23 protein-coding genes and 1 tRNA gene are annotated in these 20,501 nt (G+C 64.9%); 12 read left to right on the forward strand and 12 right to left on the reverse strand.

What is annotated here, in order from left to right; translation table 11 throughout:
• Positions 1 to 87 precede the first annotated feature (87 nt).
• On the forward strand, positions 88 to 855 hold the full coding sequence (locus NL126_RS09225; RefSeq protein ID WP_255198630.1) for an enoyl-CoA hydratase/isomerase family protein: 768 nt from the start codon (positions 88 to 90) through the stop codon (positions 853 to 855).
• On the opposite strand, the gene NL126_RS09230 is transcribed toward NL126_RS09225, so the two are convergent.
• From NL126_RS09230 to NL126_RS09240, 3 genes are all read right to left on the reverse strand, one after another.
• Entirely contained in the window at positions 852 to 1,016 is a 165-nt protein-coding gene (locus tag NL126_RS09230; protein ID WP_255198631.1) for a hypothetical protein, read from the reverse strand. The genes NL126_RS09225 and NL126_RS09230 overlap by 4 nt on opposite strands.
• Positions 1,017 to 1,120: 104 nt before the next feature.
• Positions 1,121 to 1,864, reverse strand: a complete 744-nt coding sequence (locus NL126_RS09235) for a protein-L-isoaspartate O-methyltransferase family protein (RefSeq protein ID WP_255198632.1) — start codon at positions 1,862 to 1,864, stop codon at positions 1,121 to 1,123.
• A gap of 22 nt (positions 1,865 to 1,886) precedes the next feature.
• Positions 1,887 to 2,807: a methyltransferase gene (locus tag NL126_RS09240; protein ID WP_255198633.1), complete on the reverse strand. Its 921-nt coding sequence runs from the start codon at positions 2,805 to 2,807 to the stop codon at positions 1,887 to 1,889.
• A 129-nt stretch (positions 2,808 to 2,936) separates the two neighbouring features.
• Here NL126_RS09240 and NL126_RS09245 point away from each other — a divergent pair, with 129 nt between their 5' ends.
• Positions 2,937 to 3,872, forward strand: coding sequence for a calcium/sodium antiporter (locus NL126_RS09245; protein WP_255198634.1), 936 nt, complete (start codon positions 2,937 to 2,939; stop codon positions 3,870 to 3,872).
• A 28-nt stretch (positions 3,873 to 3,900) separates the two neighbouring features.
• Here the strand turns inward: NL126_RS09245 and azf are convergent, their stop codons facing one another.
• Positions 3,901 to 4,668 (reverse strand): NAD-dependent glucose-6-phosphate dehydrogenase Azf, encoded by a 768-nt coding sequence (azf, locus tag NL126_RS09250; protein ID WP_255198635.1) that lies wholly within the window; start codon positions 4,666 to 4,668, stop codon positions 3,901 to 3,903.
• A gap of 71 nt (positions 4,669 to 4,739) precedes the next feature.
• Between azf and NL126_RS09255 the strand changes: the two genes are divergently transcribed.
• The 3 genes from NL126_RS09255 (at position 4,740) to NL126_RS09265 (ending at position 6,625) form a co-directional block, all read left to right on the forward strand.
• Complete coding sequence (locus tag NL126_RS09255; RefSeq protein WP_255198636.1) at positions 4,740 to 5,084, forward strand: dihydroneopterin aldolase family protein; 345 nt, start codon at positions 4,740 to 4,742, stop codon at positions 5,082 to 5,084.
• A gap of 43 nt (positions 5,085 to 5,127) precedes the next feature.
• Positions 5,128 to 6,141 (forward strand): DUF7544 domain-containing protein, encoded by a 1,014-nt coding sequence (locus tag NL126_RS09260; protein ID WP_255198637.1) that lies wholly within the window; start codon positions 5,128 to 5,130, stop codon positions 6,139 to 6,141.
• Positions 6,142 to 6,202: 61 nt separating this feature from the next.
• Positions 6,203 to 6,625, forward strand: a complete 423-nt coding sequence (locus tag NL126_RS09265) for a DUF5790 family protein (protein WP_255198638.1) — start codon at positions 6,203 to 6,205, stop codon at positions 6,623 to 6,625.
• A gap of 2 nt (positions 6,626 to 6,627) precedes the next feature.
• Here the strand turns inward: NL126_RS09265 and NL126_RS09270 are convergent, their stop codons facing one another.
• Together NL126_RS09270 and NL126_RS09275 are read right to left on the reverse strand one after the other, a co-directional pair.
• A complete protein-coding gene (locus tag NL126_RS09270) occupies positions 6,628 to 7,833 on the reverse strand; it encodes an MFS transporter (RefSeq protein WP_255198639.1) in 1,206 nt (401 codons plus the stop codon).
• Between the two features lies 1 nt (position 7,834).
• Positions 7,835 to 8,917 (reverse strand): SAM-dependent methyltransferase, encoded by a 1,083-nt coding sequence (locus tag NL126_RS09275; protein WP_255198640.1) that lies wholly within the window; start codon positions 8,915 to 8,917, stop codon positions 7,835 to 7,837.
• 135 nt (positions 8,918 to 9,052) lie between these two features.
• Here NL126_RS09275 and NL126_RS09280 point away from each other — a divergent pair, with 135 nt between their 5' ends.
• The gene (locus NL126_RS09280) at positions 9,053 to 9,931 is read left to right on the forward strand and encodes a helix-turn-helix transcriptional regulator (protein ID WP_255198641.1); all 879 of its coding nucleotides are present in this window, start codon (positions 9,053 to 9,055) and stop codon (positions 9,929 to 9,931) included.
• Here NL126_RS09280 and NL126_RS09285 read toward each other — a convergent pair whose 3' ends face one another.
• The 4 genes from NL126_RS09285 to NL126_RS09300 form a co-directional block, all read right to left on the reverse strand.
• A complete protein-coding gene (locus tag NL126_RS09285) occupies positions 9,932 to 10,660 on the reverse strand; it encodes a creatininase family protein (protein WP_255198642.1) in 729 nt (242 codons plus the stop codon). It abuts the gene before it with no gap.
• Between the two features lie 43 nt (positions 10,661 to 10,703).
• Positions 10,704 to 11,090, reverse strand: a complete 387-nt coding sequence (locus NL126_RS09290) for a hypothetical protein (protein ID WP_255198643.1) — start codon at positions 11,088 to 11,090, stop codon at positions 10,704 to 10,706.
• 166 nt (positions 11,091 to 11,256) lie between these two features.
• Positions 11,257 to 13,179 (reverse strand): ABC transporter ATP-binding protein, encoded by a 1,923-nt coding sequence (locus NL126_RS09295; RefSeq protein ID WP_255198644.1) that lies wholly within the window; start codon positions 13,177 to 13,179, stop codon positions 11,257 to 11,259.
• Between the two features lie 83 nt (positions 13,180 to 13,262).
• Positions 13,263 to 13,844: a DUF192 domain-containing protein gene (locus NL126_RS09300; RefSeq protein WP_255198645.1), complete on the reverse strand. Its 582-nt coding sequence runs from the start codon at positions 13,842 to 13,844 to the stop codon at positions 13,263 to 13,265.
• Between the two features lie 83 nt (positions 13,845 to 13,927).
• Between NL126_RS09300 and NL126_RS09305 the strand changes: the two genes are divergently transcribed.
• Positions 13,928 to 13,999: transfer RNA gene (locus tag NL126_RS09305), tRNA-Val, on the forward strand.
• Positions 14,000 to 14,315: 316 nt separating this feature from the next.
• Entirely contained in the window at positions 14,316 to 15,590 is a 1,275-nt protein-coding gene (locus tag NL126_RS09310) for an RNA-guided endonuclease InsQ/TnpB family protein (protein WP_255198646.1), read from the forward strand.
• A 936-nt stretch (positions 15,591 to 16,526) separates the two neighbouring features.
• Here the strand turns inward: NL126_RS09310 and NL126_RS09315 are convergent.
• Complete coding sequence (locus tag NL126_RS09315) at positions 16,527 to 16,943, reverse strand: hypothetical protein (RefSeq protein WP_255198647.1); 417 nt, start codon at positions 16,941 to 16,943, stop codon at positions 16,527 to 16,529.
• 462 nt (positions 16,944 to 17,405) lie between these two features.
• Between NL126_RS09315 and NL126_RS09320 the strand changes: the two genes are divergently transcribed.
• From NL126_RS09320 to NL126_RS09335, 4 genes are all read left to right on the forward strand, one after another.
• A complete protein-coding gene (locus NL126_RS09320; protein WP_255198648.1) occupies positions 17,406 to 18,101 on the forward strand; it encodes a TraB/GumN family protein in 696 nt (231 codons plus the stop codon).
• A 256-nt stretch (positions 18,102 to 18,357) separates the two neighbouring features.
• Positions 18,358 to 18,603, forward strand: a complete 246-nt coding sequence (locus NL126_RS09325; protein WP_255198649.1) for a DUF8593 domain-containing protein — start codon at positions 18,358 to 18,360, stop codon at positions 18,601 to 18,603.
• Between the two features lie 344 nt (positions 18,604 to 18,947).
• A complete protein-coding gene (locus NL126_RS09330; RefSeq protein ID WP_255198650.1) occupies positions 18,948 to 19,439 on the forward strand; it encodes a GNAT family N-acetyltransferase in 492 nt (163 codons plus the stop codon).
• Between the two features lie 394 nt (positions 19,440 to 19,833).
• Entirely contained in the window at positions 19,834 to 20,163 is a 330-nt protein-coding gene (locus tag NL126_RS09335) for a transcriptional regulator (protein ID WP_255198651.1), read from the forward strand.
• A 179-nt stretch (positions 20,164 to 20,342) separates the two neighbouring features.
• Here the strand turns inward: NL126_RS09335 and NL126_RS09340 are convergent, their stop codons facing one another.
• Positions 20,343 to 20,498, reverse strand: a complete 156-nt coding sequence (locus NL126_RS09340; protein WP_255198652.1) for a hypothetical protein — start codon at positions 20,496 to 20,498, stop codon at positions 20,343 to 20,345.
• Between the last annotated feature and the right edge of the window lie 3 nt (positions 20,499 to 20,501).

A 20,501-nucleotide genomic window follows, 5' to 3' on the forward strand; every position in this document is an offset into this window, starting at 1 on the left:
CACCGGGCGGGAGCAAAGGTCGTTCGGGTGGCCGGGCTCGATTCCGGGAGAGGTAGCTATTTGCCCCCTCGTCCACCGTCTCCGCGCATGAGCGTCGAACTCACGCGGGACGACGAGATCGCGACTATCACCATCTCGAACCCCGAACGGAAGAACGCTATCTCGCTCGAGGCCGCCGAGGAGATGGCCGAACACGTCCACGACGTGGCCCACGACGACGGCATCCGATGTGTCGTCGTCCAGGGCGACGGCGACGCGTTCTCCTCGGGGCTCGACCTCGCGAGCGGGATGGGCACCAGCGGCCCGACCGAGGAACTCGAACGCGGGCTGAACGCCATCGCCACGGGCCTCCTGCGGATGGAGAAGCCGACCGTCGCGAAGGTTCGTGGCCCGGCCGTCGGTGCGGGCGCGTCCATCGCGACCGCGTGTGACTTCGTCTACGCCGAGGAGTCGGCGTACTTCGGCTGGGGCTTTACTGATATTGGGCTCGCACCCGACACCGGCGCGACGTGGGTCCTGCCTCGACTCGTCGGGACGCGCCGCGCGCTCGAGCTCCTGATCACGGGCGAGAAGGTCACCGCCGAGGAGGCGGTCGCGCTCGACGTCGCCAACGACGCTGTCCCGGACGAGGACCTCGACGGGTTCGTCGAGGACCGCGTCAACCTGCTCGCGTCTCGGCCGACCGTCGCGGTCGGGACAGCGAAGAAACTCGTCTACCGCAGCAGTCACCGCTCGTTCGAGGAGGCGCTCCACGCCGAGGCGCAGGCGCAGGAGCGGGCCGTCGAGACGGAGGACTTCGGGGAGGGCATCGCGGCGTTCGCCGAGAAGCGGGAGCCGGAGTTCCAGGGTCGCTAGGGGTCGTCTGCCTCGTCGGGTTCGTTCTCGTCTTCGTCGTCCGCGTCGTCTCCCTGGAGGGTCGCCGCCGCGACGCCGACGCCACCGAGCGCCATCGCGCCGAGGAAGAGTTCGCCCTTCCGGTCGCGGACGGTCTCGATGACGCGGGTCTTGCGGTCCATACTCCTGGCTTGCGGAACCACAGTGAGAAGCGTTGTGGCCGTGTCAGACACACGGCATCGCGGCGCGTGACGGCCAGGACGACGACGCCCCGGATTCGGGCACGCTACAGGTGGCCGTCCCAGTCGATCCACTCCTGTTCCCAGCCCTTCCGGCGCTCGGCGGCGCGCTGGGCGTGCTCGCGGTCCTCGCGCCACGTCCGGTTGCGCTCGACGGTGTCGGCCTGCTCGCCGTCGACGAGCATCGGCTGGAACGCAACGGTCCCGTGGCGCTCGACGATCTCACCCGTGGAATCGACCACCGAGAGCGTCTGGCCCGCCCCGCCGAGCGGAATCACCATCCGGCCGTCGTCGCTGAGCTGGTCGGCGAGTCGTCGCGGCGGCTCGATGGCCGCAGCCTCGACGAGGATCTTATCGTACGGGTGGTATTCGGGGAGTCCCTCGGCGCCGTCGCGGCAGTCGACGAGGACGCCGGGGTAGCCGGCGGCTTCGAGGTTCTGGCGGGCGTCGTAGACGAGGCGGCGGGCGATGTCGACGGCGTGGACGTTGCGCTCGCCGACGACCTCCGCCAGAACGGCCGCGGTGTAGCCGACGCCCGCGCCGACGACGAGGACGGTGTCGTCCGGGTCGGGAGCGACGGCCTCCAGCAGGCGGGCGGCGGTGCTGGGTGAGAGGATGCGGGTGCCGAGCCGCTCGCCGGTTCGGTCGGCGTACGCGAGCGACTCGTCGTCGACGAACGGCTCACGCGGCACCTCGCGCATCGCGATGCCGAGCCGTTCGCTGTGGACACATGCCTTTGCCTCGTGTTCGAGGCTGTCCACCATATCGTCGCGCAGTACCGCCGGGTCCATGGCCTCGCCTCCGTTCCCGAAGCTATTGAACCCGACGCCCGACGAGGGCGACCCGGTCGGTGCCAGGCACGGGCTCGAGGTCGAGTGCGAACCCGGCGTTTTCGAACCACTCGCGGACGGTGGCCTCCTCGGAGATGCGCGCGCCACCGGTCGCCAGCGTCTCCACGTCGAGGAGGGCGGCGTCCGGGGTGTGGTCGCGCAGCGGCTCGACCGCGACGACCGCACCACCGGGTTCGAGGGCGGCCTGGGCGGCACGGAGCCACGCGCGGTTCTCCTCGGGGGTGTGCCGGCGGGTGAGGTCGACGGCACAGACGAGGTCGGTTTGCGGGATACTGTCCACGTAGCCCCCTGTTTCGAGTCGAACCTCGGTCGGTCGCAGAAGGGGTGCGGCGGCGTCGGCGCGCTCGGGCGTCTCGACGAGCGTGACCTCGAAGCCCCGGGCGAGGAACTCGCGGGCGTGTCGGCCGGGGCCGTCGCGGAGCACGACGACGGAGTCGGCGTCGGGGTGTGCGCGGACCGCGGCGGTCACGGTCGCGCGGACGGTGGTGTCGTCGCGACTCCACTCGGTCCCGAGTTCGTTCCGGGTGGCGTACTCGCTGGGGTCGGGTGGGGTGCCGGTGCGGGCGGTCTCGGGCAGCGCGAGCCACGCATCGAAGGTGTCGAGTGCGTGGGGGAGTCGCCCGATAGAGCGCAGGTCGGTCTTGGTGAGAAAGCCCAGCAGGCGGTTCGTGGGCTCGTACTCGTCGCCGACCTGTTCGACGAGTCCTCGGTCGGCGAGTGCGGTGACGAGCGTGTCGGCCGCGACGGGAGTGATGCCCGTCTCGGTAGCGACGTCCTCGGGGGTGCCGGCGCTCGTCGCGAGCGCGTCGAGTACCTCGCACTCTCGGGCCGCCCACAGCACGAGGAGTTCTCTGGCCCCGGTGGGGAGGGCGTCGTCGGTCATGGGCGGGGTTCGTGGTGGTCCGTCTTGGTTCTCCCGACGCCAATACTGAAACCCCTGCCACGAGTCGGTGTCCCCATGTCGACCGATTCGGACGCCCGACCGCGCGCCCCAGCCAGTGGGCGGTGACGGATGGCAGGTATCGTACGCCCGGCACTTCTCGTCGGCGTCAGCGTTGCCGCGCTGTGGGTCGGGGCAACCCTCTTCGTCACCAACGCCGCACGCGTCGCCAGACGGCTCGGTGTGCCCGAACTCGTCGTCGGGCTGACGGTCGTCGGGTTCGGCACCTCCGCACCGGAACTAGTCACCTCAGTCGACGCCGCGCTCGTCGGGGCAGCCGACGTCGCGGTCGGCAACGTCGTCGGCTCGAACCTGTTCAACCTCGGCGTCGTCCTCGGCGGCCTCGCACTGTTCGGCTCGGTTGCCGCGTCCCGGTCGCTCGCCCGCCGGGACGCCCCGGCGATGCTCGGTGCCACGTTGCTGCTCCCGCTGTTGCTCAGCGACCTGCGGCTCGGCCGGAGCGAGGGACTGGCCCTGCTGGGGCTGCTGGCCGTGTATCTCGGTGTCCTGATCCGGCAGGCGCGAGACGAAGCGGCTGTCACGAACACCAGCGACGACGCGACCGCTGGCCCCCGAGCGGTCCTCGTCGCCATCGCCGGACTGGGCCTCGTCGTCGCCGGGGCGGACCTGCTCGTCCGGTCGGCCATCGACCTCGCTCGGCTCGCGGGACTCTCCGAGTGGGTCATCGGCGAGACGGTCGTGGCGGTCGCCACCTCGACGCCGGAGGTCGCCGCGTCGCTCGTCGCCGTGCGCCAGGGGATGCGCGAACTCGCTGCGGGCAACGTGGTCGGTAGCAACGTGTTCAACGTCCTCGGCATCCTCGGGGTGACGGCGGTCGTTCGTCCGCTCTCGGTCACGCCGACCGCGGTTCCGACCGTACTGTGGCTGGTCGGGCTGACGGCGCTGGTGGTCGTCCTGCTGACGACGCGCCGTCGGCTCTCACGGCTGGAGGGCGCAGTCGCCGTCGCGGTGAACCTCGTCAGGTGGGGGCTCGACGTGCTGGGATAGCGAGTCTGACGAGCGCGGCTGGGTCGGTTCAGTCGTCCTCGACGACCCGCTCCTCGCCGTCGAAGTGCGCGGAGTTGTCCTGCGGTTCGTAGCCGAGGACCTCCTTCGCGCGCTCCAGCGAGTAGTACTTCCGGTCGTTGTCCGAGATTCCGTAGACGATCTCGTAGTCGTAGTCGGCCTCCAGCGCACAGCGGTGGAGGTTGGCACAGTCACGATGACTCAGCCACATCGCCTGTCCGCGCTCGTAGTCGATGGGCGGGTGGCCCTTCGTGAGGTTGCCGATGCGGACGTTGCACACCTTGATGCCGTGTTCGTCGTGGTAGTAGCGGCCGAGCGTCTCGCCGGTCGCCTTCGAGATGCCGTAGAAGTTGCCGGGGCGGGGGAGTTCCGTGCCGTCGAGCCGGAACTCGTGGTGTTCGCGGTACAGCTCGGGTTTCCGCTCCGTCTCGAAGTGGCCGACGGCGTGGTTCGAGGAGGCGAAGACGAACTTCTCGACGCCCGCCTCGACGGCCGCATCGTAGAGGATCTTCGTGCCGTTGATGTTGTTCTCCAGCACCGAGTCCCAGGGGGCGTTCGGACGGGGGTCGCCCGCGAGGTGGATGACGGCACCGACGCCCTCGCAGGCCTCGGCCATCAGGTCCGCCTCGACGACGTCGCCGATGAGGTACGGGAACTCCGGCTCCTCCGAGGGGGGGTTGTGATAGAGCAGTCGCCAGTCGTACTCGTCGGCGAGCCCGTCGAGAATCGCCCCGCCGACGCGGCCACCGGCGCCGGTCAACAGTACGGGGTCGTCCATACGCGGTGCTGGAGTAGCCGGGACAAGAAACGTCCGGTTCGCTTTTCTTTCGGCCCAGCGACGTGACCGTCATGGACCCCGCTGATTCCGAACTCGCCTGCTTCGAGGCGGGCATCAAGTTCGGCTCGCTGTACCACCAGTTCGCCGGCACGCCCGTCGCGCCCCGCTCCATCGACTCGCTCGAGCGCGCAATCGCGGAGAGCATCGAGAACCAGCCGTTCTGCGAATCGGTCACTGTGGACATCATCGAGGCACGCGTGCGCGACGCCATCGACCACGACGAGGGGTACACCGAACTCACGGGGTCGCTCATGGAGGTGGCCATGACCATCGACTACGAGGGGGTCGTGGTCGAAACGGAGATGGCGATGGAGGCGGGCTACCCCCGGATGCGCGTCGTCTCCGTGGGCGAGTAGCTGTCAGGGAAGCGTTAAGACGCCGGGTGCCGAGTGGGTGGACATGGCTCTCTCTGCGACCCAGCGACTCGACGATGCGTTCGACGCCACCAAGGCGTTGCTTCTCCCGTTCGACGCCAGCACGTGGGTCCGGCTCGCCGTGATGGTGTTCTTCATCGGCGGTCTCGGTGGCGGGCTCTCGGGCGGCAGCAACGTCGGCGGCGGTGGGGGGACCGGCGGCGTCGACGCGGGTGGCGTTCCGTCACCCGACCGCCTACTCGACGGGTTCCAGCCGCTCTTCGGCCCCGGTATCGGGCTGCTCGTCGTCGCGCTCGTGGTCGTCGGACTCCTCGTCGGTCTCCTGTTCCTCTACGTCGGGAGCGTGATGGAGTTCGTCTTCGTCGAGGCGCTCGTCACCCGCGAGGCCGTCGTCCGCGAGCGGTTCTCGGCCCGCCGCTGGCAGGGGACGCGCCTGTTCGGGTTCCGCATCGTGCTGTTCCTGCTCGTCGCGGCGCTCGTCGGCGCTGCTGCGGCGCTCGGCCTCGCGCTACAGGGTCCCGGTATCCGCGTGCTCGCAGTCCTGTTCGCAATCCCCGTCCTCCTCGTCGTGGGCCTCGTCGCCGCTGTCATCAACGGGTTCACGACGGTGTTCGTCGTCCCCATCATGCTCGAAGAGCGGTGTGGGGTGCTGGCGGGGTGGCGCCAGCTCCGCCCGGCCATCCGCGCGCAGCTCGACGAGTTCGGCGTCTACCTCCTGCTTTCGGTCATCCTCGGCGCCATCGGTGGGATGTTCGTCGCCACCGTCGTCGGTATCGTCGGGGTCGTGCTGTTCCTCCCCGTCGGCCTGCTCGGGTTCGCCGCGCTCGTCGCCGGTGGCGGCCCGGCGCTCGTCCTCCTCGTGCCGGTCGTCTTCGTCGTCCTACTGGCGCTCGGCGCGATCGGCGCGGTCGTCAGCGTCCCCGTCGTGACCTACCTCCGGTACTACGCGCTGCTCGTGCTCGGTGACACGACCGACTACGACCTGCTCGGCGTCGCTGAATCGTCCGACGCCGGGACCGGCGACGAGACGCCCGCCTGAGCTTCATTTCACTTTCACTTTCGGGCTCGTTTATATAGTGTCCCGTGCCGAACCCGTTGGTATGAGTCAGGCGACGTTCGACGACGACGAACTGTTCGGTGAGGCGGCCGACGAGATGCGCGCGGCCGTCGAGGAGGCGCTCGATGCGGCCCGCGAGGAACTCCCCGAGGCCGACGACATCTGGGACGTCGAGGCGGACAACACGCTCGGCGTCCTCAACGCGCTGAAGGGCGCGCTCGACACTGGCGACGCCGCCGACGAACTCCGCGAGGCGAAGAAGCAGTTCGTGATGGGCAAGCGCGCCGACGCGTTCGAGGACGCCGACGACCTCGAGGAGGCCATCGCCGAACTGGAGGAGCTCCTCGGCGACATCGAGACGGCTCACGAGGAGGCGTCGGACCTCGCGTCGACGATTCCCGGCCTGCGCGGCGCGCTGGAAGACGCCGCCGAGGACGCGGACAACGACGACGAGGACGAGGAGTAGACTCAGACGGCCTCCTTCGGGCCCGGCGACGAGGCGACCTGCCGCCCGGTCGCCAGCAGCGCCACCAGTGCGGCGACGCCGGCCACGACCCCAGCGGCGAGCAACAGCGACCGGTAGCCGGTCGTCACCGCGAGTCCCGCGAACAGCACCGGGCCGACCGCCCGGCCGAGGAACGTCGTGCTGTTTCGGAGACTGAGCGCGCCGGCGCGGTAGTGGCCGCTCACGCGCTCGCTCATCTCGGCGTCGACACACGGCATCGTCAGCCCGACGCCCGCACCGAACACCGCCACCCCGACCGCGACGAGCAGCACCGTCGGCGCTGCCCACGCGACCACGAGCCCGACGCCGTAGCAGGCGAACCCGAACGCGATGAGCCGGCCGTTCGACAGCCGGCGGGCGAACCGCCCGTTGAGCGCCGCGGCGACGATGGCCGTCACCTCGGTCGCGGTCAACACCAGCCCGACCAGCAGCGGGCCGAGGCCGAACTCCGCGGGTAACAGCAGCGGGAGGGCGGTGAACACCGTCCCGAACAGCAGTACCTCGGTCAGGAACGAGGTGGTGTACAGCCCTGCGGTGCCCCGCGTGGCGACGGCCCTCGCGGCTCCCCGGAGATACGCCACGTCGCGGGCCGACCGCGCCCGTTCGGGCTCCTCCAGCGCGACGGCCGCGACGCCCGCGAGCGGGAGCGCGAGCAGATAGGAGAGGAACGGCGTCTCCCACGACACCGCGACGAGGGCGCCCCCGACGATGGGGAAGATGGCGGCACCTGCCGAGAGGACCGCGGTGTTCACGCCGAGGACGGCATTCCGCTGGACGCCCTCGAACGCGTCGCCGACGATGGTGACGGTCGTGACGAAGATGCCCGCGGCCGCGGTACCCGCGATAGCTCGGAGGACCAGAACGGTCGTGAAGTCGGTCGCGAGCACGGTTGCGCCGCCCGCCAGCCCGAAGAGGAGGAGTGAGGGGACGAGCACCCGGCGGCGGCCGAACCGGTCGGCGAGGATGCCGATGAACGGCGAGACGACGATGCCGACGACGAAGTAGGCGCTGACGAGCAGGCTGGCCTGTGCGTCGGTCACGCCGAACGCGTCGCGGATGACCGGAAGCGCGGGGGCGACGAGCGGCACGCCGAGTGGCGCGAGTGCGGTGCTCGCCAGTACCACCTGTACCGTCCGCGAGCGCCACGGGACGCGCGCTGGCTCGGACATCTCAGCCCTCCAGCCGGTAGAACCGGAAGAACTCCGTCTCGATTGGCAGCACCTCGACCGAGGTGAAGCCCGCCTGCTCGGCGTACGCGCGGAGGGTGTCCGTGCGCATCACGGTCCCCGTCGCGGCCGAGGGGGTGTCGGCCCGGCCGACCGGCAGGCAGTGGAGGACGCTCCAGCCGTACATCATCCAGTCGAAGTCTTCGGGCGCGGCGAACGTCTCGCCCACGCGCTCGTCCATCACGAGCACCGTTCCGTCGGGGGTGGCGAGTCGGCGCATCGTCGCCAGCGCACCCACCGGGTCAGCCATGTCGTGGACGCACTCGAACGCCGTCACGAGGTCGTACGCGCCCTCGATGTCGGGGTCGCTCGCGTCACGACGATGAATCTCGACGCGGTCAGCGAGTCCGGCCTCGGCGACGACCTCGCGGGCCGCCTCGACCGATTCGGCGTCGAGGTCGTAGCCGTCGACGTGGACCTCGGGATACGCGTCGGCGATGCCGACACAGGAGTGGCCGAACCCACAGCCGATGTCCGCGACGCGGGCACCGGGTTCCCGGAGTCGGCTATCGACGTCCGGCATCGTCGGCAGCCACTCTGCGCCCAGCAGGTGTCGGAAGGCCGGGCGGTTGATGCGTGCCTGGCCTTCGTGGAGGTCGGGGCTGTAGTCGGCGAATGGAACTCCCTCGCCGGTCCGGAACGCCTCGACGACCGCTCGGATGGGGAGTGCCGCGCCGACGAACACCTGCGCGAGCGGCGCGAGGTAGTTCAGGCTCTCGGCGTCGGTGAGCACCTCGACGTGGCCCTCGGGCAGCGAGTAGCGCCGTTCGTCGGCGCTGGCGTCCGGGTCGTCGACGCTGAGTACGCCAGCGAGCGTCTGCTGTTCGAGCCACTCACGGGCGTACCGCTCGTCCGTGTCGGTCGCCTCGGCGAGCGCTGTCGACGTGAGCGCTCCCTCGTCGACCAGCGTCTCGTAGTAGCCCAACTGGTCGCCGATGTAGACGGTGAACACGAGGAACGCGCCGTCGACGGCGTCGACGAGTCGCTCGACGAACGCGTCGGCCTCGGACTGCAGTGTCTGTGCCATAGAAAACCGATGGACTGGACGGCCGTTAGCCTCACCTACCGAACCGTGAGTCGAACGATAACAACTGTCTCACGGGGAGAAACGCGTGTCACGACCTGAGATAGGGTTATCGGCGTGTGGGTCATTGTCACAGTCATGGACCGCTCTGACCCTGGAGCGTCGGGCGGCACGACCGTCTACGACGAACTCGTCCGCAACGCGCTGGCGATGCGTCGTCCGCCTGAACGCCCCGGTGACCGCCGACTCGGGAGCGGGGAACTCGTCGACGTCGTCCAGCACGGCCCCGTGCTGGAGGCGCTGCTCGACGAACCGATGGACCGTCGCGAGATCGAATCCCAGCTCGACGTCTCGAAGGCGACGAGCCACCGGTTCACCCGTTGGCTGACCGACCGTGGGTTCGCCGAGAAGGTCGACGGCCGGTTCCGACTCACCGGGACGGGTGAGGTCGTCGCCGAGGAGGTGCTCCGGCTGGAGCGGAACGTCCAGACGGCCGACGACCTCGCCCCGTTGCTCGACCTCATCTGTGCGGACCACAAGGAGTTCGTCGTCGAGCCGTTCGCGGACGCGACGGTCACCGAGGCGACGCCCGAAGCACCGTACGCGCCCGTCGACCGGTTCGTCGAACTCCTGCGCGCGTCGTCGACGTTCCGCGGGTTCAACACGACGCCGATGCTCCCGCTGTCGGTCGAGACGTTCGCCGAGACGCTGTTCGCCGGCACGGACGTCGAGCAGGTGTATCTCCCGGCGACGGTCGAGCGACTGTTCGAGGTCGCCCCCGAGCGTGCGCGCGCCGCCGTCGAACGCGGTGACCTCACGCTGCTCACCCGGGAGGCGCTCCCCTATGGGCTCGCCATCTTCGACGACGCCGTCGCCATCGGGGGCTACGACGAGGAGACGGGGACCCTGCGGGTGCTCGTGGACACCGACGACGCCATCGGGCGCGAGTGGGCAGAACGCACGTACGCCGTCTACCGGTCGCACGCCGACCCACTCACCGAGACGACGCTCGGGTGACTACCGCTCCCGGTCGCTGACCGCCTCCAGTACCTCGACACACGCCGCAGCCGACGCAGCCAGCAGTCGCTCACCCTCCTCCTTCGTGGCGGGCGTCGGGTCCTTGAGATTCCCCGACTCGCTGAACTCGTCGAAGTCGAACGCGAGGTTCGTGCTGCCGGCCCAGACCCCGAATCGCTCACCGGCGCCCGCTGCTGCCTCGGGGTAGCGGTCTTCGCGGACGAGGTCGGGGTCGATGGCGAGTAGCATCGAGGTCTCGACGGGGCCGCCGTGTCCCAGGTCGAGGTCGGAGTCGACCGCGTCGAACCACGTGAACGGCACCGCGTAGCAGTCGCCGTCGCGGGTGGCTCGCGCACAGAGTTCGAACAGCGCGCCGGTGTTGCCGCCGTGGCCGTTCACGACGACGACGCGGTCGAACCCCGAGTGTGCGAGCGAGCGGAGTACGTCACTCACGTACGCGCGGAAGGAGTCCTCGGTGACCCAGAGCGTCCCGTCGAACGCCCGGTGCTCCTCCGCAATCCCGACCGGGATGGGCGGGGCGACGACGACCTCCTGGTCGTGTTCGTCCTCGAACTGTTCGGCGGCGGCCTCGGCGATGGCCGCGGCGCTCATGAAGTCGACGCCAAGGGGCGCGTGCGGGCCGTGTTGCTCGGTGCTACCCACGGGGAGGAGCGCGAGGTCGGTGTCGGCGTCCCGGGCGTCGGTCCACGAGTGCTCGGCGAGGTGCATGTGGTCGCCACGTGGTGCCGTGTCTTGAAACGGTTGTTCGTCCTCAGGTGGCGGGATCAGGGGTGACGAGCCGGGTCGTCGCCCCGTAGCCGACGGCGATGGCGACGGCGACCGCGAGTCCCCACACCCACATCGGCACGAGGAAGCCGACGTACTGTTCGTAGTACGCGCCGACGCCGGCGACGACCGCGAGCGCCAGCACCGTCGCCGCGGCGAACACGGCGGGTCTGACCCGTCCCGTCCGGTAGCCGTGGACGCCGAGCGCGAAGACGCCGGCCCCAAGGAGCCCGAGGAGGAGCTGTGCGACCCCGACGGCGAAGGCGCCGGGGCCGCTGTTCAGGGGGTTCGAGACGCCGAGCCCGACGACCAGCGCGAGGGCGACGACGGGACCGAGTACGACCGCTGGGAGGGCGAGCTGGCGTCTATCCATGGGTGCACCAGTTGCTCGACCCGGTGAATACCTTGTGGCGAACAGGCGGTCCTTGCTCCGGCTGGCACGGGACGGTGGACCGCACACCTGCCGAGTTCGCCCCGCGACGACGGCTACGTCACGGGGTGGGTGGCCGCGTTCCCGCACTTGAACCTTCGGCCGTTACTCAGTCGTCGTCAGATTCGACTCGCTGTGCGTCCCGCTCCTGTGCCCGCCGGACGAACTCCTCGGGGAGTTCGTCGATTTCGCCGGCCTGCACACCCCAGAGGTGCGCGTAGAGACCGTCCTCGCCGATGAGTTCGTCGTGGCTCCCCCGCTCGACGATGCGACCGTCCTCGAGGACGACGATCTGGTCGGCGTCCTTGATGGTCGAGAGGCGGTGGGCGATGGCGAACGTGGTGCGGTCCGCGGTGAGTTTGTCGAGCGACCGCTGGATGAGCATCTCCGTCTCCGTGTCCACGTCGCTCGTCGCCTCGTCGAGGACGAGAATCTCGGGGTCTTTGAGGATGGCGCGGGCGATGGAGATGCGCTGCCGCTGTCCGCCCGAGAGTTTCACGCCGCGTTCGCCGACTTCCGTGTCGTACCCCTCTGGGAGGTTCGTGATGAAGTCGTGCGCCTCGGCAGCCTTGGCAGCCTCGACGACGTCCTCGCGGGAGGCGTCGAACGTGCCGTAGGTGATGTTCTCGGCGACCGTCCCGTAGAACATGAACGTGTCCTGTGAGACGTAGCCGACCTGTCTTCGAAGAGAGGGGATGGTCACGTCCCGGAGGTCGGTGCCGTCGATGGTGATGGCGCCCTCGTCGACGTCGTACATCCGGAGCAGGAGCTTGAGGACCGTTGATTTCCCAGCGCCGGTGGGGCCGACGAGCGCCAGCGTCTCGCCGCCGTCGACCTCGAAGGAGATGTCGTCGACGATGACCTCCTCGCTGTAGCCGAACGTCACGTCTTCGTAGGTGACATGGCCGTCCTCGATGACCAGCTCCTCGGCGTCGGGGTCCTCGGCGATGCGCGAGGGCTCGTCCATCAGCCCGAAGATGCGCGCCGAGGAGGCGTACGCCCGCTGGTACATGTTGATGATGCTCCCGAACTGCGCCATGGGCCAGATGAACCGCTGCGAGAGCAGGATGAACGTCACGAACTCGCCCGGTTCGAGCCGTCCGGTGAACGGGCCGAGCGGCTCGCCGAGCACCCACAGCCCGCCGAGCAGGAACGTCACGACGAACCCGACGCCCGCGAGCACGCGGAGGCCGGGGAAGAACTTGATGCGCGTCCCGATGGCGTCCCAGTTCGCGTCGAAGTAGTCCTGTGAGACGTCGTCGACGCGGTCGGACTCGAAGCTCTCGGTGTTCGAGGTCTTGATGACCTGGATACCGCCGAGGTTGTTCTCGAGACGAGAGTTGACCTGTCCGACCGAGGAGCGGACCTCCTTGTACTTCGGCTGGATGGTCTGGATGAACTTGTGGGTGAACAGCGCCAGCAGGGGGACGATGAACAGCGTGACGAGTGCGAGCTGCCAGTTGATCACCAGCAGGACGACGGCGATGCCGACGACCATCACGCCGAGGCGGAACGCGGAGTTCATCCCATCGTTCAGGAACCGCTCCAGGCGATTGACGTCGTTCGAGAGGATGGACATCATCTCGCCGGTCTGCTTGTCGGCGAAGAAGTCCATGTTCAGCCGCTGCATCTTGTCGTACGTGTCCGTCCGGATGTCGTGCTGGATGTGCTGGGCGAAGGAGTTCCACCCCCAGTTGCGGCTGTAGTGGAACGCCGCGCCGCCGAAGAACGCGAAGGAGATGATGCCGATAGTGAGCCACAGCTGCCCGATTTCGGTGGCCGGAATCCACGCGTCGGGGACGAACAGCAGGCTGAACGCCTTGTTGTCGAAGAAGATGGCGTCGACTGCCAGTCCGAGCAGTACCGGCGGGATGAGGTCGAGCACCCGGGCGACCACGCTCGACAGCAGCCCGACCACGAACGCGGGTTTGTTCTCCGCTCCGTACTCCGTGAACAGCCGCCGCATCGGGTTCTCGGCCCGCTCCCGTTGCTCCTCGAACGGGTCGTCGTCGTCGGCCGTCGCTACCTCCATTGAACGAGCGTTCGGGACTGGCCCGGAAAAGGGTTCGCTCAAGCACGCTTCAGTAACGTACCTGATAGAGGCGCGTTAGCGACTCACGCGGACGTGTAGCCCTCGATGCGGACCCGGTCGCCCTCGGTGACGTTGTGCTCGGTGGTCCACTCGTAGTTCACTTCGAGGACGTACTGGCCGGTGCCCGGATACCGGTAGTTCTCGCCGTCTTCCCCCTCGGGGGGTTCAGGCGCGTGATGGATTTTGGTGATGGTGCCGTTCGCACCGATGTAGACGATGTCGATGCCGAAGTCCATCTCCCGCATGACGTAGGTGTGGGAGCCCTCGCTGTCGTACGGGAACAACATGCCCCTGTCGGCGGGCAGTGACTCGGTCTTCGACAGGCCCGTGTACTTCTTCCGGTAGGTGTCGGCGATGGCGGTCTCGACCGTTCCGAGTTCCTCACCGGTCTCGGCGTCGACGACGGTGACGGTTGTGTGGTCGTACGCGAACGGCGTCCTGGTGGCCGTGCCGTCAGCCGTGCCGTCATCCGTCCCGTCCACCGTCGGCGTGGTCGGGTTGTATCCCTCGGTGGTCAACAGGGGGTCCAGTGCCCCTACGGAGAGCGCGACGAGGCCGACTGCGGCGAGTCCGAGTACCAGCGGCACGACGACCCGTCTGTCCATACCGGCTAGCGGTCTGCGGCGGGCGTAAGCGTTCCGCCACGGAACGTAAGGGCTATTCCGTCCCGTCGAGTGGTCGAATGCGAGGGCTCGTGGTCTAGTGGTATGACGCTTCCCTTACAAGGAAGAGATCGGTGGTTCAATTCCGCCCGGGCCCATACGAGTGCTCTCGCGTCAGCGAGAGCCGAGTATTTCCTCGAAAGAATTGAAGCAGGGAGCGAGCAGCGCGAGCGACCGTGGTTCAATTCCGCCCGTGCCCATCGCCTCTGCTCCGAGCAACGTGAGGAGTGAAGCGTCCATCAGGCCACTCGACTCTGCCGATTATGGAAGTTGCAAGGCTAAAACCCCGCCCTTCAGGGCGGGGATACAGCCGACAACCCCTACACAAACCACCGTCGATGGCAAGGCCGGATATTCCACGTCAACCAACACTATTAACAAAACGACGTTCATAACTAGTTATGAAGCCAGGAAATGGGTCGAACCGTCCGAACTTTCGAGGCCACCATCACGAACCAGCAACAGGTTCGTGACGACCTCGACCAACTCGGATGGGCCGCATCAAAACTCTGGAACGTCGGTCGTTACTACGTACAAGAACAGTGGGATGAAACGGGCGAGATTCCCGATGACGGGGAACTCAAAGCTGAACTCAAAAGCCACGAACGCTACACGGACTTACATTCTCAATCCAGTCAGCGCGTTCTCGAAGAACTCGCTGAAGCCTTCAACGGCTGGTTCGGCAAGCGTCGGAACGGTGATGACCGTGCCCGACCGCCCGGCTACCGCAAACACGGTGACTCCCACCCTCGTTCAACCGTGTCATTCAAAACGGCTGGCTTCAAGCACGACGCACAGTTCTCCCGTGTCCGCCTCTCGAAAGGCCGCAACCTCAAAGAACACCGTTCAGACTTCATCCTCTGCGAGTACCAGACTCGCCCGGATGTTGACCTGACCGAGTGGGATATTCAACAGGTTCGCGCCGTCTACAAGCGTGACGAGTGGCGACTCCAGTTCGTCTGTTGCACCACTATTGACCCGGAACCGCCGGGTGACGACGTGGCCGGTGTTGACCTCGGGATTTGCAACTTCGCCGCCGTCTCCTTCGGCGGTGACTCCGTGTTGTATCCCGGTGGCGCACTCAAAGAGGACGAATACTACTTCACGAAGAAGCGTGCCGAGACGGACGATTCGGCTTCACGCGAGGCAAAGCGTCTTGACCGAAAGCGAACGGGTCGGCGGACGCACTTCTTGCACGCACTCTCGAAAGCAATCGTGGAGGAGTGCGTCGAACGAGGTGTTGGGACGCTTGTCGTTGGCGACCTCGGTGGCATCCGTGAGGATGACGAGAACGGCGAACCTCGGACTTGGGGAGACCACGGCAATCTCGACTTACACGGGTGGGCGTTCGACCGCTTCACGACGCTTCTAGACTACAAGGCGGAAGCGGAAGGTATCAACGTGGACTTGGTGTCGGAACGCAACACGTCGAAGTCGTGTTCGGCGTGTGGTCACACAGACAAGAATCAGCGTGTGGAACGTGGACTGTACGTGTGTGAGAAGTGCGATATGGTTGCGAACGCGGACGTGAATGGTGCGGAGAACATTCGGCAAAAGGTACTCCCGAGTCTCGCCACGGATGGCGGTGATAGGGATAACGGCTGGTTGGCACAGCCAGCGGTTCGCCTGTTCGACCGTAGTGAGGGCCGTTTCGCCCCACGAGAACAGGTTGCTAACCGCGAACCCTAATATCCCAACTGCGGTCGGGAATCCTCACGCTTCAGCGCGGGGAGGATGTCAAACGGTTTCTAGAACCCGGAGGAACGCTTCTATACTTGTCGCAGTAGAGGGTGATTCGAGGTACGGATGAGGAGAGGGGACGACGCCACGCTCAGCCTTGTTGTGACAGGGTCGACAGAGCAGGACGAGATTCATCACTCTGTTCGAGTCTTCGACGTTTTCGAACGAGCGTCGGGGACGATGTGGTGGACATCTAGATAGGTATTGGTACCATCCTCTCCACAGATTCGGCAGATAACGTCCCGCTCGCGTACTCGCTGCCTATTCTCAAGCCAGTTCTCACCGAAATCGTGGTTCGGTCCGCCACGGTAATTCGGGTGATCGACTCCGTGCCAGTTGTCCTGCATCCAGACAGACTGACAATCGGTGCTGCAGTCGTATCGGTCGTGAATCCTCGCCTCATGAGGGGTTCGCTCGATCGATTTGCCACAGACCGTACACGTGACGACGACTCTCTTCTCTGGCTGCGCGCGCTTGTTTGCATCCTTACATTCTCGACTACAGAACCGTGTCTCGGTAGCTCTCGAGGCTTTCACGTCGTAGGTGCAACCGCAGTATTCGCACACGGCCTCGATACGATTCGCGTGGAAGCCGTCCTTGCACTTTCGACTACAGAATCTGCTCCGGTCGATCTTCGATGGCCGAACGTAATATGATGAGCCACAGTTCTCACAGTCTAATTCAGCCATACTTCATACACGTCTAGATATTTCTTCAACACAAGCCATCCGGAGTGAAAGTAGAGCGACCGGATACTGTTGAAATACTCATGACTTGACAGGGACCTCGTGCAACATACAGAGGGTGTGTCTCGCGTAGTTGGTCACAGGACTGAGCTGAGGATGCTGAAGAGAATAACCAGTACAATCGGAGCGAGAAGCGAACTTACGAGGGCCACTCGAGGTTTCTCTTCACGGAATTTACTGCCAATCCGTATGGGATGCTCAAGCTGGCAGTTACTGCAATGAACAGGCTAAGGTTCTGTAGGAGTTCAATTCCTGCACCGGGATAGCCACCTGCTGCGTTCATCGTCGATAAAAATCCGATGAATGCGGTCACGGCTATTCCGAGAAATCCCCAAGCCCCCAATAGGACGATCTCCCACCAGATGACAGAGGGAGCAAACCGAAGATACGCGAGCAGAGCAATCAACAGAGGGAAACCAAGAACTACTGCCAATTGAACAGTCCCACTTCGAAGTGGAGAGCCGGGTAAATTCCCAACCAAGAGGGCGACTCCGAGAACGAATAGTCCCACAAGCAACCCCGTGAATCGTTGCTGTGTAGAATCGAGTGTGATCATGACCTACTACTGAATTGTCCACTGGACAACAAGTTCTTTTCTCTCCTTGTGAAATGCAGGTCATCACTTGTGCATACCGAATTACGAAATGACCGACTTGCGCGTTGTATTCAGCACGCCCGCTGAGACCTCACCGAACGCTGTCAAAAGCGCCGTGCTGCATATAGAGGGTGTATTCAGCACCGATTGCTGATTGGTTTCACGCAGGCTCAGCTGATTCAGTCGAGGTGAATTGAGGAAGATTCCGCTATGTTCTCCAATGAATCCTTGAATCAGCCGTTGAACATGCCTACGTACTGACGGAGCGTTGGCACGTCAGCACATGGCTTTGGGACGGATTTAAATAGACGCACGCAAAGAGATGGTAATCCTCACTTAATGGGCTCCCCATCGACTGTCGACACCGACTCGGACCCGCGCGTAACTGGTGAATACATACGTCAGGTGTCGAGCAATAACGGTTTGTTGACACTCGTCGGCGTCGTCCACGACCATCCGGCGAGTACGTACCGCGTTCGACAGGTGGTCACGGAACTCGACCCGGAAGTGCTCGCGCTGGAATTGCCGCCGATTTCGATCCCGTTGTTCAAACAGTACGCGAGCACCGACCGAAGCCCGCCCGTCTTCGGCGGCGAGATGAGTGCGGCGATTCAGGCCGCCGCTACGGGCACTATCGTCGGCATTGACCGGCCGACCGGGGGCTTCTTCCAACGGCTGGGACGGAACCTGCTTCGGGAACGGCCATCGCTACAGACGGTTCGAAACCTGGTCTCAGATGCCGTCGATACAACGAAACACGCGGTCATCTGCCGTGCTGCGGCGGCTGTCGGCGCACGCACCTCGGTCCGACTGGAGGTTGACTCGCCGGTCTCACACGACATCGACTGGGCGGACACACCAGACGACCAAGCACGCGACGAGCGCACGCAGGTGCATCGGTCCCGCTCGTTTATGAATGCGTTTCGGACTGCGAGTCGCTCTCAAGCCTCCCGACTCGAAGATGTGGCCAGAGAGGAAGAGATGGCTGCTCGACTCTTACAGCTCCGCAAGGAAGGCGACACCGTCGCGGTGGTCGGTATCGAACATCTCGACTCGGTCGCCGAACGGCTGCATGCGGTGGGTGACGAAACCTCACCCGACGGCCTCCGCGATCACTAGCCCGTCCAGACGGACGTTGCGACGGATCGATCTGGATCCGGCGTCCACATGACTACCAATATACGATACGAGTACGTCGCGCATCCTATAGTATACCCCTGGAGTGCAGCCGTTCGTGAATACCTCGGACATGTCCGAACCCTTCGGATGACGAGACTGTGTGAATCGCTGGACTGGTGTAACGCGAGTCTACTGACTCCCCGTTTCGGATAGCATCGATATAACAACCATCACCCGAGGAATACGCTCAGAGGCAATGGAGCGAGACCACGTAACTGAAGACGACGAAGGCAAAGCTGTAGTCGACTCTCACGGAGAAAAAATCGGGATGGTCACGGAGGTCAAATCCGGTACCGCATACGTGAATGCGGACCCGGGGCTAGCTGATTCCCTTCGCTCGAAACTCGGTTGGGGCGAAGCCGACCAGGACGACTATCCCCTTGAGAACAACCGCATTCACACCGTAACCGACGACGAGATTCGACTCAAGGACAACTTCTAGACGCGACCCTCCCACCAGAGCGGAGAATACTATTTTATCCTTGATTGGATGACGCACCGTGGAGCAGTCCATCGGTCATCTTCTAGAGGACGAACCTGCTGGTGAGTCTGCGGCATTGAGAGCACTGACCAATTGCTCTGTTTTGTGAGGTTCATCGTGCAATTGAACCGCCCACGCGAGTGTCTAAACGCGGATACAGGGGCTATATTGACAGTCGATGGAGAGTACCACGGGTTACTGTCCACTGTTCATGAGACCGGCTTGGTTGCAAGGTTCCACCTATACGACTCCTAAGGCGGTGAACCGTGTGGGGGATTGTCGCCCCTCTGGGGTGAAGTCGGAGTATGAACATCCGTCCTGCCGTGTCGGCAGACGGCACCAGAATCTCGGACATCGCCCGGAAGTCGTACGAGTCATCGTACTCGCTCGCCCCCGGTACCATCGACGGAATTCTCGAGGAACAGTTCTCCAAGGCCGCATTAACCGACCGCATCGAGGCTTCAGCCAACCTCCTGTTCGTCGCTGAGGCCGACGATGGCGCGGGAGTCGATATCCAGGGCTTCGTGGATGCGACGGCCGAGAGCGAGGTGACGATCGGCTGGCTCCACGTCCATCCCGAGGCCCGTGGACAGGGAATCGGGACGGCACTGGTCGAGCGAATCCAGGAGGCACGCGGGGACCGGCCGCTAGCTGCTCGAGTGCTCTCAAGTGCCGTCGAGGGTGGCGAGTTTTTCGAGCAATTCGGCCTCCGGCGGAGCGGGAGCGCACACTCGACTATCGGCGGGGAAGAGCACTCAGTCGTCCTGTTCACCGAACCGGTCCGCGGTGAAAAGTAGTACTGGGTCGGAACGTTCCGAATTGATACTCCTTCGAAGCAGTTCTAACTGGGTAGCTACCGGCTGAATACGAGTTGCTCCGACACTGCGGACCATTCCCACCAATGTTGGGTATGGGAGCTGCCGCTGTGCCTACCTCAGCGCGGTCACCCGGGAACTCAAATATTATGCCTAACTCGGTTACCCACGACTGATGTCGTTGGCTTCGGTCTCGCTACTTTGCGACAATCCCAGAAGGTGGCATTAGCTGTCAATTTCGGAAGGCGCCGAAATCACAGCGCGACCGATTAGCATTACTTAGCGGTCACTTCAGTACCGATTCACCCACTTAATAAAAACATCACAGAGAGTTAAATTCGTACACATATTCCTGCGGTGAAAGCCAATTGCATATATGGCAACAGTATCTCAGACCTTGTCGTTTGACGACATATTGGATGCGCTTGCACACGTGCAGCGCCGAAAGTTGCTGGTGGCATTACTGGATCACAACCCCCAGGACGATGTCCCTGTTGTCGTCGACGCCTCGGAGTCGGATACCGAAGCGCTCCAGCGTCTCATCATGATGAAACATAGCCACCTCCCGAAACTGGAACGGTATGGGTTCATCGACCGGAATCAGGAGACGAAGGAGGTGTCGAAAGGCCCGAACTTCGAAGAGATTCGGCCAGTACTGGAGGTGTTGCTGGAAAATGAGGGTGAGCTTCCCTCAGGGTGGCTGTAACGGACCCCCGATATCTCTTCTCTCGATATCCACCGGCCCGATCGGCGCGAAAGCGACCATCGCTCGTGACCGATTCGCGCTATGTATTCAGCACAGTCTCGACAAACTGTCAGCAACTGGGGGTTTAAATAGGACCCGCGACCGTGGTTCAATTCCACCCGAGACCCTCTTCACCAGCATCAGTCCAGCCGCGTGTAAACGACCGCACCGAGAGCCACGGTGCCGAGCAGTCCACCGACGACCGGGACGACGCCGGTCGGGCCCGGCGAGAGGACGAACGCGAGCAGGAACGTGGCGGGGAGGGCGACGGCGAGCGCGCGAGCGGCGGGGCGCATGGC

This window comes from Halorarius litoreus, assembly GCF_024362405.1.
GTDB classification, from domain to species: Archaea; Halobacteriota; Halobacteria; order Halobacteriales; family Haloarculaceae; genus Halorarius; species Halorarius litoreus.